The organism is Flavobacterium sp. (assembly GCF_041911335.1).
Classification (GTDB): Bacteria; Bacteroidota; Bacteroidia; order Flavobacteriales; family Flavobacteriaceae; genus Flavobacterium.
Window position 1 is genome coordinate 59,978 of sequence record NZ_JAYRPD010000071.1, and the last position, 13,089, is coordinate 73,066.

17 protein-coding genes are annotated in these 13,089 nt (G+C 34.2%); 11 read left to right on the forward strand and 6 right to left on the reverse strand.

The window, feature by feature from the left end; all coding sequences use genetic code 11:
- The first annotated feature begins 149 nt into the window (after positions 1-149).
- Genes metG through ACE3PD_RS11055 form a run of 7 tightly spaced genes read left to right on the forward strand, consistent with a single transcriptional unit; the run spans position 150 to position 5,894 of the window.
- Positions 150-2,207, forward strand: coding sequence for a methionine--tRNA ligase (metG, locus tag ACE3PD_RS11025; RefSeq protein ID WP_374402416.1), 2,058 nt, complete (start codon positions 150-152; stop codon positions 2,205-2,207).
- Positions 2,208-2,229: 22 nt separating this feature from the next.
- Positions 2,230-2,808 (forward strand): transposase, encoded by a 579-nt coding sequence (locus ACE3PD_RS11030; protein WP_374402419.1) that lies wholly within the window; start codon positions 2,230-2,232, stop codon positions 2,806-2,808.
- A complete protein-coding gene (locus ACE3PD_RS11035; protein WP_374402421.1) occupies positions 2,805-3,488 on the forward strand; it encodes an HAD family hydrolase in 684 nt (227 codons plus the stop codon). The genes ACE3PD_RS11030 and ACE3PD_RS11035 overlap by 4 nt, the downstream gene beginning before the upstream one ends.
- Positions 3,489-3,547: 59 nt before the next feature.
- A complete protein-coding gene (locus tag ACE3PD_RS11040) occupies positions 3,548-4,066 on the forward strand; it encodes a ferritin (protein WP_374402423.1) in 519 nt (172 codons plus the stop codon).
- A gap of 57 nt (positions 4,067-4,123) precedes the next feature.
- On the forward strand, positions 4,124-4,306 hold the full coding sequence (locus ACE3PD_RS11045) for a hypothetical protein (protein ID WP_374402426.1): 183 nt from the start codon (positions 4,124-4,126) through the stop codon (positions 4,304-4,306).
- A gap of 46 nt (positions 4,307-4,352) precedes the next feature.
- Positions 4,353-4,976, forward strand: coding sequence for a CatA-like O-acetyltransferase (locus ACE3PD_RS11050; RefSeq protein WP_374402428.1), 624 nt, complete (start codon positions 4,353-4,355; stop codon positions 4,974-4,976).
- Complete coding sequence (locus tag ACE3PD_RS11055; RefSeq protein ID WP_374402430.1) at positions 4,977-5,894, forward strand: histone deacetylase; 918 nt, start codon at positions 4,977-4,979, stop codon at positions 5,892-5,894.
- On the opposite strand, the gene ACE3PD_RS11060 is transcribed toward ACE3PD_RS11055, so the two are convergent.
- From ACE3PD_RS11060 to ACE3PD_RS11080, 5 genes are all read right to left on the reverse strand, one after another.
- Positions 5,872-6,318, reverse strand: coding sequence for a hypothetical protein (locus ACE3PD_RS11060; protein ID WP_374402432.1), 447 nt, complete (start codon positions 6,316-6,318; stop codon positions 5,872-5,874). The two genes, ACE3PD_RS11055 and ACE3PD_RS11060, sit on opposite strands and share 23 nt — an antisense overlap.
- Positions 6,319-6,451: 133 nt before the next feature.
- The gene (locus ACE3PD_RS11065; protein ID WP_374402434.1) at positions 6,452-6,889 is read right to left on the reverse strand and encodes an HRDC domain-containing protein; all 438 of its coding nucleotides are present in this window, start codon (positions 6,887-6,889) and stop codon (positions 6,452-6,454) included.
- Positions 6,890-6,895: 6 nt separating this feature from the next.
- Positions 6,896-7,219 (reverse strand): single-stranded DNA-binding protein, encoded by a 324-nt coding sequence (locus tag ACE3PD_RS11070; RefSeq protein WP_111566398.1) that lies wholly within the window; start codon positions 7,217-7,219, stop codon positions 6,896-6,898.
- A 77-nt stretch (positions 7,220-7,296) separates the two neighbouring features.
- Complete coding sequence (locus ACE3PD_RS11075) at positions 7,297-7,617, reverse strand: single-stranded DNA-binding protein (RefSeq protein WP_291110382.1); 321 nt, start codon at positions 7,615-7,617, stop codon at positions 7,297-7,299.
- 71 nt (positions 7,618-7,688) lie between these two features.
- Positions 7,689-8,063 (reverse strand): four helix bundle protein, encoded by a 375-nt coding sequence (locus ACE3PD_RS11080; RefSeq protein WP_374402437.1) that lies wholly within the window; start codon positions 8,061-8,063, stop codon positions 7,689-7,691.
- 189 nt (positions 8,064-8,252) lie between these two features.
- Between ACE3PD_RS11080 and ACE3PD_RS11085 the strand changes: the two genes are divergently transcribed.
- Genes ACE3PD_RS11085 through ACE3PD_RS11100 form a run of 4 tightly spaced genes read left to right on the forward strand, consistent with a single transcriptional unit; the run spans position 8,253 to position 10,884 of the window.
- Positions 8,253-8,750 (forward strand): DUF6265 family protein, encoded by a 498-nt coding sequence (locus ACE3PD_RS11085; RefSeq protein ID WP_374402439.1) that lies wholly within the window; start codon positions 8,253-8,255, stop codon positions 8,748-8,750.
- A gap of 3 nt (positions 8,751-8,753) precedes the next feature.
- The gene (locus ACE3PD_RS11090; RefSeq protein ID WP_113987668.1) at positions 8,754-9,104 is read left to right on the forward strand and encodes a hypothetical protein; all 351 of its coding nucleotides are present in this window, start codon (positions 8,754-8,756) and stop codon (positions 9,102-9,104) included.
- 8 nt (positions 9,105-9,112) lie between these two features.
- On the forward strand, positions 9,113-9,958 hold the full coding sequence (locus ACE3PD_RS11095) for an SDR family oxidoreductase (protein WP_374402441.1): 846 nt from the start codon (positions 9,113-9,115) through the stop codon (positions 9,956-9,958).
- Between the two features lie 2 nt (positions 9,959-9,960).
- Complete coding sequence (locus ACE3PD_RS11100) at positions 9,961-10,884, forward strand: DMT family transporter (RefSeq protein WP_374402443.1); 924 nt, start codon at positions 9,961-9,963, stop codon at positions 10,882-10,884.
- 133 nt (positions 10,885-11,017) lie between these two features.
- Here ACE3PD_RS11100 and ACE3PD_RS11105 read toward each other — a convergent pair whose 3' ends face one another.
- Positions 11,018-13,087: a M13 family metallopeptidase gene (locus tag ACE3PD_RS11105; protein ID WP_374402445.1), complete on the reverse strand. Its 2,070-nt coding sequence runs from the start codon at positions 13,085-13,087 to the stop codon at positions 11,018-11,020.
- Positions 13,088-13,089 lie beyond the last annotated feature (2 nt).

Consider the following 13,089-nt stretch of genomic DNA (forward strand, 5'->3'; position numbering starts at 1 on the left):
TTTGCACTTTTAAAACTTAAAATCGCTTTAGCGAAAAACTTAAAAAGACTTTGCGAAGCTTTGCGAAAAACTTTGCACCTTTGCGTTAAAACTCAACTTAAAAAACTTAACTCCCGATGCTTCGGGATTTACGTTAAAATAAAAAAATTATGTTAGAAAATCCGAAAAGATATACGATTACAGCGGCTTTACCTTATACAAATGGACCTATTCACATTGGACATTTAGCAGGTGTTTATGTTCCTTCCGATATTTATGCAAGATATTTGCGTTTGCAAGGAAAAGATGTGGCTTTCATTTGCGGAAGTGATGAGCACGGTGTGGCGATTTCAATGAAAGCTAAAAAAGAAGGCATTACGCCTCAACAAGTAATTGATAAATATGACGGAATTATTCGTCAATCGTTTTTAGATTTCGGAATTTCTTTTGATAATTATTCAAGAACTTCTTCGGAGATTCATCATAAAACAGCTTCAGAATTCTTTAAAAAATTATACGATAACGGCGATTTCATCGAAGAAACTACCGAACAATTATACGATGCAAAAGCTGACCAATTTTTAGCCGACCGTTTCGTAACCGGAACTTGTCCAAAGTGCGACAATCCAGAAGCATATGGCGATCAATGTGAAAAATGTGGTTCAACTTTAAATGCTACGGATTTAATTAATCCTAAATCAACTATCACAGGAGAAACTCCGATTTTAAAATCAACGAAGCACTGGTTTTTACCTTTAAATCGTTACGAATCGTTCTTAAGAGAATGGATTTTGGAAGGTCACAAAAACGATTGGAAACCAAATGTTTACGGACAAGTAAAATCGTGGGTTGATGGCGGTTTGGAGCCAAGAGCGGTAACGCGTGATTTGGATTGGGGAATTGATGTTCCAGTGGAAGGTGCCGAAGGAAAAAAATTATATGTTTGGTTTGATGCGCCAATCGGCTACATTTCTTCAACCAAAGAATGGGCGGCTCGCGAAGGAAAAGATTGGGAACCGTATTGGAAAGATGCCGATACAAAATTGGTTCACTTCATTGGAAAAGACAATATCGTTTTCCATTGCATCATTTTCCCTGCAATGTTAAAAGCAGAAGGAAGTTTCATTTTACCCGATAATGTTCCAGCAAATGAATTTTTAAATTTAGAAGGAAACAAATTATCGACTTCTAAAAACTGGGCGGTTTGGTTACACGAATATTTACAAGATTTCCCAGAAAAACAAGATTCGTTGCGTTATGCGTTAACAGCAAATGCGCCAGAAACTAAAGATAACGACTTCACTTGGAAAGATTTTCAAGCGAGAAACAACAATGAATTAGCAGCGATTTTTGGAAATTTCATCAATCGTGTTGTAGTGTTAACCAATAAATATTACAACGGAATTGTTCCTGCTCCAAACGAATTTTCAGAAGTTGACGAACAAACATTAGCCGAATTAAAAGCGTATCCAGCCGTAATTTCAAGTTCAATTGAGCGTTACAGATTCAGAGAAGCGTTAGGCGAATTAATGAACGTAGCTCGTTTAGGAAACAAATATTTAGCGGATGAAGAACCATGGAAAATGGTAAAAGAAAATCCGGCAAGAGTACAAACGCAAATGTATGTGGCGTTGCAAATTGCTTCTGCATTAGCGGTTTTATCAGAGCCATTTTTACCATTTACAGCTAAAAAATTATCAAATATTTTAAAAATCGATGCTTTAGGTTGGAACGATGTAACGACTAAAACAGATTTGTTACCAGCTGGACATCAAATTGGTCAAGCCGAAATTTTGTTTGCCCAAATTGAAGATGCCGAAATCCAAAAGCAATTAGACAAATTAGAAGCAACTAAAACTGCCAATAAAGTGGAAAACGCAAAAGCGGAACCGCAAAAAGAAATCATTACCTTCGAAGATTTTGCCAAAGTAGATTTACGAATTGGAACCATCATCGAAGCAGAAAAAATGCCAAAAGCTAACAAATTGTTAGTTTTAAAAGTAGATACTGGAATTGATGTTAGAACCATTGTTTCTGGAATTGCAGAGCATTTTACCCCAGAAGAAGTCATTGGAAAACGCGTTACGGTTTTAGTAAACTTAGCACCAAGAGCTTTACGTGGTGTAGAAAGTGAAGGAATGTTGTTGTTAACGAATAATGCAGAAGGTAAATTGGTTTTCGTAAATCCAGATGCGGAAGGTGTAATTAATGGTGCGATGATATCTTAGTACTATTTGTAAAGACGAAGCTATGCTTCGTCTCTCTATTGTCATGAAAAAGTACAACAACAAATACCGTATTGAATCTGTAAGACTTAAAAATTGGGATTACAGAAATAATGGTGCTTACTTTATTACTATTAATACTGGAAATAGAAAACACTTTTTTGGCGAAATCATCAATAGCGAAATGCAACTATCACCAATTGGTGAATATGCCCAAAACTTTTGGATGGAAATCCCAAAACATTTTTCTTTTGTAGAATTGGGTAACTTTGTTGTAATGCCAAATCACACACATGGTATATTGATAATCAATAACGTAAAATCGTTACACTGTTACGATATGGATAAATCGTTGCATTGCAACGATTCTACAGGGAATCAATATTTTTCAGATATATCACCAAAATCGGGTTCTATATCTACAATTGTTCGGTCTTATAAATCTGTGGTTTCAAAACATGCTCGATTATTAAATCCTGAATTTAATTGGCAACCCAAATTTCATGACCATATAATACGTAATTCGGAATCATTCGAACGTATTCAAAATTATATTGAAAACAATCCTTCTAATTGGAAAGAAGATAAATTTTACTCAACATGAATCCAAAAATAATCGCTTTCGACGCCGACGATACTTTATGGCACAACGAACCTTATTTCGATGAAGCACAAGAACGCTTTTGTGTGTTGTTTCAAGATTATGCTTCGAGTCAGGAAATTTTGGGAATGATTTTGAATCATCAGGTGAAAAATTTGCCTTTGTATGGTTTCGGAATTAAAGCGTTCACGTTGTCGATGATTGAAACTGCATTGCAATTAACCAATCATCAAATTTCTGGAAAAGGAATTGAGCAAATTTTAGCCATTGGGAAAGATTTGTTGCAAAAACCGGTCGAATTATTACCAAACGTAGAATCCGTTTTGGAACAGTTGAAAGGAAAATATAAATTGGTTGTAGCCACAAAAGGCGATTTAAAAGACCAACATCGTAAATTACACGATTCTGGAATTGGACACTATTTTCATCATATTGAAGTATTAAGCGACAAAGCCGAATTAGACTACGAAAAAATGTTAGGTCGTTTGGATTGCAAACCTGAAGATTTTCTAATGATTGGAAATTCATTAAAATCTGATGTTTTACCTATTTTGAACATTGGTGGGCATACGATTCACATTCCCTATCATACTACTTGGGAATACGAGAAAATTGATTTTGAAATTCAACATAAAAACTTCAAAGCATTAACTAATATTGAAGAGGTCTTAACAATATTATAAGAATTATCATTCGTTGAAATAATTATTATTTCATAACTTTACATCAAAACGGAAAAAAGATGTTGACAAAAAGTATTTTAGACGCTTTAAATAAGCAAATTAGAATAGAAGCCGAATCTTCGCAAATTTATTTATCAATGGCTTGCTGGGCAGAAGTTCAAGGCTTAGAAGGCGTTGCACAATTCATGTACAATCAATCAGATGAAGAGCGTACGCACATGCTAAAATTGGTGAAATATGTAAACGAAAGAGGTGGCCATGCAGAAATTACCGATTTGAAAGCTCCGAAAACAAAATTTGGAACTTTTAAAGAAATGTTTGAAGAATTGTACCAACACGAATTGTTTGTTTCAAACTCAATTAATGAATTGGTTCACATTACGTTAGGTGAAAGAGATTACTCAACACACAATTTCTTACAATGGTATGTGGCGGAACAAATTGAAGAAGAAGCACAAGCGAAAACTATTTTAGATAAAATCAATTTAATTGGCGAAGATCGTGGTGGGTTGTACTTATTTGATCGAGATATCCAACAATTATCGGTTACCAGTTCTATTGCGATAAATCCACAGTAATTTTTATTTAGAATATTTAAAAATAATATTATCTTTGCAAAGTCAAATGAATTTCTGATGAGCAAAGACGAAAAAAAGAAGGACAAAAAGAAAAAGAAGAAGAAAAACAAACAACTTCTTTTGACCGAAATAAAAATTACAGAAAACTGCAAATCAAAATGTTGTGGCAAATTTGAAAAAGGCGAACACAAACGCTGTAAACGCTGTCCAATGTTTGATTTAATAAAAAAAGCATCCTAAACCTTCTCCTTACCGAGAAGGTTTTTTAATTTCAAAAACGAAAAAATTGAAAAAAGAAATAGACATTAGTAACTGGAACCGAAAAGGACATTTTGAATTTTTCTCAGCTTTCCAAGAACCTTTTTTCGGAATTACCACAACCATTGATTGTACGATTGCTTATGGAAAATCGAAAGCAATGCAAATTTCCTTTTTTGTATATTACCTTCATAAGACTCTTGTGGCGGTAAATAAAATTGAAAATTTTAGATACAGAATCGAAGGTGAAAATGTATATCTATACGATGAAATCGACGCTTCGGCAACCATAATGCGAAAAGACAAAACATTTGGATTTTCCTTTATGAAATTTCATGAAGACATTCACGAATTCAATACAATTGTTCAAACAGAAATTAAAAGAATTCAAACCACAACTGGAATTTTAACTAGAGAATATCCGGAAAATATTATTCATTTTTCTGCTGTTCCTTGGATTAATTTTACAGGTTTAACCCATTCACGAAATTTTAAAATTGAAGACAGTTGTCCAAAAATTTCCTTTGGAAAAGTAGTGGAAGAAAACGGAAAAAAATCGATGGCGCTTTCTGTTACCGCACATCATGGTTTGGTTGATGGTTATCACGTGGGATTGTTAGTAGAAGAATTTCAAAATTTAATGAATTCGTAAATGTTTTCCATTGCTTTTCATCCCATTTTTAAACATCCATTACCCGAAGGACATCGTTTTCCGATGTTGAAATATGAGTTGTTACCACAACAATTAGTTCACGAAGGCATTGCTCAAAAAAGTGATTTTTTTGAACCTGAAATAATTCCAATTGAACCCGTTTTGAGAGTTCATACCAAAGAATATGTGTCCGATTTATTACAGTTGACTTTGGAGCCAAAAGCAGCTAGAAAAATTGGTTTTCCCCTTTCCAAAGAATTAGTAGAAAGAGAATTACGAATAGCACAAGGAACCATTTTAGGCGCTGAAAAAGCATTTGAAACCAAAATTGCATTTAACATCGCTGGCGGAACCCATCATGCTTATTCTAATCGTGGAGAAGCGTTTTGTTTATTGAATGATCAAGCTATTGCAGCGCAATATTTGCTAGACACAAGATTGGCAAAAAAAGTATTAATCATTGATTTAGACGTTCATCAAGGAAACGGAACGGCTGAAATTTTTCAAAAAAACGATAACGTCTTTACCTTTTCTACACATGGAAAATCGAATTATCCATTTAAAAAAGAAACTTCTGATTTAGATATTGCCTTTGAAGATAACACTTCAGATGATGAATTTTTAAAAACCATTTCAGCTATTATTCCAAAATTAATAGAAGAACAAAAACCCGATTTCATTTTCTATTTGTCCGGAGTTGATATTTTGGCTTCCGATAAATTAGGAAAATTAGGTTGCTCTATTGAAGGTTGTAAAAAAAGAGATGAAATTGTTTTCGAAAATTGTGAGCGTTACCAAATTCCCGTTCAAGTAAGTATGGGCGGCGGTTATTCACCAGAAATAAAAACAATTATTGAAGCACACACGAATACGTATCGTGTAGCTCATGATATATTTAGTCGAAATAAGTCCAATTAAGTCCGTCACTGATAACAATAACCGTTCTACGAGTGCCCCCGTACATATATATGTAAGTAGAACCAGTAGTTGAATTTTTTGGAAATAACAATTCTGATGCAGTAGTCAATTGTGCTGTAACTGAATTTTGAATGTTTCTAATAATGTAAACGCGCCCTGGCACTAATTTTGGATCTGGTAATTGAAATTTATCATCTTGAGCTAGAGGTCTTACTGAAATGTAAACTCCGTCATTTATTAAAGTTGCCGTCCCTAGGCCTCCAGTATTCGTTCCGTTTAATGTTACTGTTTTAACAGACAAATTACCATTAATGTCCAACGTACTTAACGGATTTGTTGTATTGATTCCCACTTGTGAAAAACTCAGGCTTGAAACCAACAAAAAGGCTAAAAAAATGAAAGAAGGATAAATTTTTGACTTCATAATTATCAATTTGATAAAGTAAAGTTATCTTTTTAGTAATAAATAAAAAAACGCGCACACTTACGAAAACGTTATAGTGTTGATAAATTATTGATTTTGAATAAAAAAAGCGACCTACATGGTCGCTTTCCTTTCAAACAGCATTCAAAATAGCTAAAATATCTTCTCCGAATCGCTCCGATTTTTGTTTCCCAAAACCTTTAATTTGTTGTAATTCATCTAAGTTGCTTGGCTTATACATCGCTAAATCGATTAATTCTGAATTGTGACAAATCATATACTTTTTTAGTTTCAAAGCTTCCGATTTTTCGTTTCTCCACTGATTCAAATAACCGTAAACTTGTTTGTCTTTCGGATTCAAATCTTCATACGATTTTCGTTCTATTCGTTCAGGTTTTTCTTGTTCTTCTGATTCGTAATGAACAATCACCGACCAATGGGCTTCTTCACTTTCCACAAATTGTGTACTCGACTTTTTAAAAACAACCGAATTCAAAAAAGTATTCAATTGTTGTTGATCGTACTCCAAAAATGCGTTATCCAAACGGATTGAAAATACTCTAACTTGCATAACATCTTATTTACCGATTAACAAAATTTCGTTTGCTATTACTTCTGTAACATAGCGTTTGTTTCCGTCTTTGTCGTCGTAACTTCTGTGTGTTAACTTACCTTCTATTCCGATTTCTTTTCCTTTAGTTACAAATCGTTCGATAATGTCAGCAGTTTTTCCCCAAGCGGTTACTCGGTGCCATTGCGTTTGTTCTACTTTGTCACCGTTTTCACGATAATAAACTTCGTTTGTAGCGATGCTGATGTTTGCTAATTTTTTTCCTCCTTCAAGGTTTTTGATTTCTGGTTCTTGACCAACGTGTCCGATTAATTGTACTGAATTCTTCATGGCGTATAAATATTAAATGTTTATGTTAATTGAATTTTGAAATTGAATTTGTCCCGAAGCTTCGGGATTGAACTTGATTATTTGCTTAATAAAACTAATTCATTCGCAACCACTTCTGTGATATAACGTTTGTTTCCGTCTTTATCATCGTAACTTCTGTGGGTTAGTTTACCTTCAATGGCTACATGACTTCCTTTGGTTAATAATTTTTCTATGATGTCTACTGTTTTTCCCCAAGCGGAAACGCGGTGCCATTCGGTTTGTTCTACTTTTTCACCTTTGGCGTTGGTGTAACTTTCATTTGTAGCGATAGTGAAGTTAGCTACTCTTCCAGATTCTAAGTTTTTGATTTCTGGTTCTTGACCTACATGTCCGATTAATTGTACTCTGTTTTTCATGGCGTGTAATATTTAATGTTAATAATTATGTTACTTTTTTAGTCGCAGTCGCAGTTTTCAGTCGCAGGTATTTAATTTAATGATTTACAACCGAATTTAGTTGGATTTAGAATCATATAATTAATTATTTTACCAATTTCTTCTGACTTATTTACCAAATCAATATATTGTGACTTCGATAAATAATTACATTCTAAAGCAAAATCTAACCAAACTGAAGTTTCAGAATTTTCTCCGTCTGAATCAGTAAGCTTACTTATAAAATGATTTATATATCTTCTCTTTCTGTAAGCTTTCGCAATATTGGCACATACACTTCTTGATGATCTTCTAACTTGATCTGTTAATGCATATTTTTCTTCTTTTGGAAATGAATCAGATACTTTTTTAATTTCCATAGCTAATGAAAAAGCTTTTTGATAGGCTAATAATTTTTTGAAATCCATTCTTTTTAATTTTCTGAAAACTGTGACTGAACACTGCGACTAATATTTCGTTCATTTCGACAGTGCAAAGATGGGACAAGAAAAAACCTTATTCGGTATTTAGCCATTTAATTTCGGTTGTAAATATTTGTAAGCGTTTGCAAACGGAAAATTTTTTTGTATATTAGCTTTAATTATAAGACTTTACAGATGAAAAAATCAATCTTTCAAAAAAGTATTTATTTTTTACTTTTTATTTGTTCATTTAGCGCATTTGCACAAAACACTCTGAATTACAACGATGAAAAAGGTTCGCCAAAAGCTACTTTACAAGATGTAAAATGGTTTGTTGGCAATTGGAAAGGTGAAGCTTTAGGTGGCATTTGTCAAGAAACTTGGAATGAACCTATTGGGAATTCGATGATGTTTAGTTTTAAATTAGTGGTTGATGGGAAAGTTGCTTTTTATGAATTAGGTCACATTATTGAAAAAGACAAAACGCTTTTATTACAGCTCAAACATTTTGATATGAACTTAAAAGGTTGGGAAAAAGCAGAAGTAAGCGAGAATTTTAGATTAGTAAAAATTACCCCAACCCATGTGTATTTCGACAAATTTACATTTGAGAAAATTTCGGATAATGAAATTAATATTTATGTGGTTTTTGAAGAAAGTGGTAAAGAAATGAAGTTTAATTTTAAGAAGTAAGCCATGAGTAAAACCTGTTTAGAATGTGGCGATAAAATCATCGGTCGCGAAGACAAAAAGTTTTGTTCGGATGGATGCCGCAATGCGTACAACAACAAAATGAACAAAGATCAGAACAATCTGATGCGCAACATTAACAACAAATTGCGTAAAAATTACCGCATTTTGTGTGAACTCAACCCAGAAGACAAAGGAAAAACCACGAAAACTAAATTACTAAGTAAAGGTTTCGATTTTGAGTTTTTTACCAGCATGTTACAAACCAAAACCGGCAACACCTATTTCTTTTTGTACGACCAAGGTTATCGTGCTTTGGAAGATGATTTTTATATGTTGGTGAAGAAAGATAGTTAAGAGAATAGATGAAAGAAGAAAGAAAAAAGATTGCCATCCTCGGCTGCGGTTGGCTGGGTTTACCTTTAGCCAAATCATTGCTTTCAAAAGGTTACAAAGTAAAAGGTTCTACGACTTCGGAAAGTAAATTAAAATTGTTGAAAAATGCTGGGATTTCGCCATTTCAAATTCAGTTGGAAGAACATCAAATAATTGGATCCATTAAAGATTTTCTAAAAGAAACTGATGTTTTAGTTATTGATATTCCGCCTGGATTGAGAAGAGAAACTTCGACTTCTAAGGAAATGACATTTGTAAATAAAATAAAAAATCTAATTCCATTAATCGAAAAATCAGGTGTTCAGAAAGTTATTTTTGTGAGTTCGACTTCAGTTTATGGTGATGGTTTTCCAATTGTTGAAATTACAGAAGAAACAAAACCCAATCCCGATACCGAAAGCGGCAAACAACTAGTTATTGCCGAAACGCTTTTACAATCAAATAAGGATTTTAAAACAACTGTCATTCATTTTGGTGGTTTACTAGGCGATGATCGTCATCCAGTAAAATTTTTAGCAGGAAGAACAAATGTTGAAAATCCGGACGCTCCAGTAAATATGATTCAAAGGGAAGATTGTATTGGAATTATTGAAAAGGCTCTCAATTTCGCTCGAGATGACAATTGGGAATGGAATCAAAACTTTAACGCTGTCGCACCTCAGCACCCAACACGCAAAACATATTATCACAAAAAAGCTGAAATATTAAATTTGCCATTGCCTACCTTTGCCAAAAATTCGGAATCGAAAGGCAAAATCATTTCTAGTGAAAAAGTAGAAACGATTTTGGGCTATTCGTTCCAAAAAGAAATTTAGTAATGGCGTATTTTAGCGTATTTCACAATTACATCAAGCAAAAGAAAAATGCAATTGGCTTGCCCTTTTTGGCATTAATTTGGATCAGCTTTTTTTGGGGAACCACTTGGATTGCTTCCAAAGAAGGCGTAAAACACATGCCGCCGATGCAATTGGTAGCGCTGCGTCAACTTTTTGGCGGTTTGATTTATTTACTTTATTTCTTAATCAAAAAACATCCCTGGCCAAACAAACGACAATGGCGAAACATTCTTATTTTGAGTGTATTGAATTTTATACTAAGTAATGGTTTAAGTACTTGGGGCGTGAAATATATTTCAAGTGGTTTGGGTGCGATTATTGGTTCGATATTTCCACTTTGGATTGTAATCATCAGTTTGTTTCGGGGACAAAAAACATCTTGGAAAGCGGTTGTGGGTTTAATTGTAGCTTTTAGTGGCATTTGCGTTATTTTCTACGATTACCTCAACGATTTCTTACAACCTGAATTCCGATTTGGGATTTTACTTTCGGTAATTGCTACGTTTACTTGGGCGTTGTCCTCGATTTATATCAAGGAAAATAAGACGAATTTCAATCCGTATTTTAGTTTGGGATTGCAAATGTTGATTTCAAGTATTGTGATTTCGAGCGTTATTGGATTTAATGGTACTTCAGTTCCGTTGAGTGAAATTCCTGCGATTTCTTGGTGGTCTATTGTTTACTTGGTGGTTTTTGGTTCAGTGTTGACGTTTATTGCTTTTATTTATGCGTTGGAAAATTTACCAACAGAAATCAGCAGTTTATATTCGTATATCAATCCGATGGTGGCGTTGTTTTTCGGTTATTTGTTGTTTAATGAACCTTTGACCACAGCGATTATCATTGGTGGAACAATAACGATTATTGGATTATATTTAGTGAATCGAGCGATTAAGAAGAAATAGTTTTTAGCCACAGATTAAAGGATTTTCACGGATTGTAATCCTTCTAATCTTTTAATCCGTGGCGATAATCTTTACTAATCAACAAAAAAAATCCCACCTAAAAGATGGGATTTGATTTATTTTTTGAATTTGATTACCAAATTTTCACACGTTTCTCAAAAGGCAAATACATACCGTTATGTGGTAAAATATTGAACGCTTTGTAGAACGCTTCCACATTTTGTAACGGCACATAAGCACGATACATTCCTGGTGAATGTGGATCCGTTTTTACTTGGTTTTTAATCGCTTCGTCACGCATTTTACTTCTCCAAATGGTTGCCCAAGAAATAAAGAAACGTTGCTCTGGAGTAAATCCGTCGATTAATCCAGGGTTTCCATTTTCTTTCAAATAGATTTGTAATCCATCATAAGCTGCGTTAACGCCACCTAAATCTCCGATGTTTTCACCTAAAGTGAATTTTCCATCAACAAAAATTCCAGGTAATGGTTCTAAAGCTGAATATTGATCTGCTAAAGCGCTTCCTAAAGTGGTGAATTGTTTTAAATCTTCATCGCTCCACCAGTTTACTAAATTTCCATCAGCGTTGTATCTTGAACCTGAATCATCAAATCCGTGAGAAATTTCGTGACCAATTACGGCTCCAATTCCACCATAATTTACCGCTTCATCTGCTTTGTAATCATAGAAAGGTGGTTGCAAAATCGCAGCTGGAAATACAATCTCATTGTTTGTTGGACTGAAATATGCATTTACCGTTTGTGGCGACATTCCCCATTCTTCTTTGTCAACAGGTTTTCCTAATTTCTCAAGATTTTTCTTGTGGCTCCATTTTGCGTACATTCTTGAATTATCAAAATACGTTCCGCCTTGTTCTGGAGATTTCACTTCTAAAGCTGAATAATCTTTCCATTTATCAGGATATCCAATTTTCACTCGGAATTTGTTCAATTTGATTTTCGCATTTTCCTTAGTAGCTTTGGTCATCCAAGGTAAATTGTCAATTCTGTTGTCAAACGCTTTCATCACGTTAGCAATCATGGCTTGCGCTTTTTCTTTCGCTTCTGGCGGGAATTTTTTAGCTACGTATAATTTTCCTAATGCTTCACCTAATCTTCCGTTAACCGTTGCTAAAGCTCTTTCCTCTGCTGGACGTTGTTTTACTGCACCAGTTAAGGTTTTTCCGTAGAAATCAAAATTTGCATTTTCAATATCCGTTGATAACAAACCTGCCGAACCTCTTAAAGCAGTCCAACGCATATACGCTTTCCAGTCTTCAACTTGGTTGTCTTTCAAAATCGTTTCAACCGCTTGTAAATATTTTGGTTGCGAAACTACTAACGAATCTACTTTTCCAATTCCAACGGTTTGGAAATACGTATCCCATTTTACGGTTGGTGCTAATTTTTGTAAATCAGCAAAACTCATTGGATTGTACGTATTTCTTCTGTCTCTTCTTTGAACACGGTCTAAAGTAGCCGTTGACATTTTAGTTTCTAAAGCTAAAATTTTCTTTGCATTCGCATTTGCAATAGCTTCAGATTCTCCGATGAATTGTAACATTTTCGTTACGTGAGCTACATATTTTTCGCGCTTTTCTTTGTTGTCTGGCGCATCTGAAACGTAGTAATTTCTATCAGGTAAACCAAGACTACCTGTTCCTACATAAATTACATTTTTGTTACTGTTTTTAGCATCCGCTCCAATGTAACTTCCGAAGAAACCTAATCCCATTTCAGGTTCCATTTCTGCTAATAAAGCTACTAATTGGTCGGCATTTTGAACGCTATTAATTTTCGCTAAATAAGGTTTTAACGGGTCGATTCCTGCTTTATTTCTACTTACTGTATCTAAAACCGTTTTGTATAAGCTAATTGCTTTTGCTTGGTCTGAATTTGGATCGATCGTTTTGTCTTTAATAGCTTCTTTCAAGATGGCCATTACATCGTCATCGGTGTTTTTACGAAGTTCATCAAAACTTCCCCAACGCGTTCTGTCTGCTGGAATTTCGGTTTTATCTAACCATGCTCCATTTACATAACGATTGAAATTATCGGCTGGATTTACTGATTTATCCATATATCCAACGTTGATTCCTACAGCCTCTTTTTTTGTAGTTGCTTCTTGTGAAGATTTACACGAATATAGTGCAACTGACAAAAAAAGGAAGCCGAAACTTCCTTTTAAGATGAATTTATTCATAG